This window comes from Alcanivorax sp. HI0044 (genome assembly GCF_001634945.1).
Map to the genome: position 1 here is coordinate 1 of NZ_LWEZ01001399.1, position 671 is coordinate 671.

Sequence of the window (671 nt, forward strand, 5' to 3'; positions counted from 1 at the left end):
TAGACAGTATGGGAGGCACGGTGCGAGATACGATAGAAGACCGCCATGATCACAATAACAGTCTCAATCGCCGCGAAGAGACACCTCGCTCGCCGCTACGGCGCGTGCTGGAAAAAGAAAAGTTGATGCTGCTGGCGTTGATGATGTTGGTCGCGGGCGCGCTGATGCTGGGCTTCTTTGCCCATTCTGAGGGAATCGAAGCTCGCTCGGCGTTAAAAAATATCCAGCTAACCCTGACTCAGGCGGCCGATTCCCTTTAGCGGTTTGGCCGCGACTCCCGTCCCGATGGCAAGGCTGCGCTTGCCCGGGAAAGCAACAAAGCCAGGGTGTTCCCGTCATACCGTTCACTTAAGGTTCTGTGCCAGACCTGAAGCTTTCGCGCTATAAACATCGTTTCCCACAACCCCTCCCCTCTAACTTCGGGATTGGTGGGAAGTCATGCTCGCATGACGAAGGTGTTGGCGCAGCGCTGCTTCTCTTAAGTGAACAGCATTGGGGATGACCCGGCCTGCTTTCGTTAGTCCATCAGCCGATAGCCATGCGCACCGTGTCTGCGGTGGTGATTTGTGCGGTGTCGTAGACCTGTCGGCGTCGTTTCGGGTCCATCATGTTGTAACCGAACGCGGTCAGATCCTGCGCATTGGGTTCAATGCGGATGACGGTCTTGCCGC

At 56.3% G+C, this 671-nt stretch carries 1 protein-coding gene; it reads left to right on the plus strand.

What is annotated here, in order from left to right:
- A partial coding sequence (locus A3730_RS20640; protein WP_231884006.1) for a hypothetical protein occupies positions 1–260 on the plus strand: 260 nt, incomplete at its 5' end.
- Positions 261–671 lie beyond the last annotated feature (411 nt).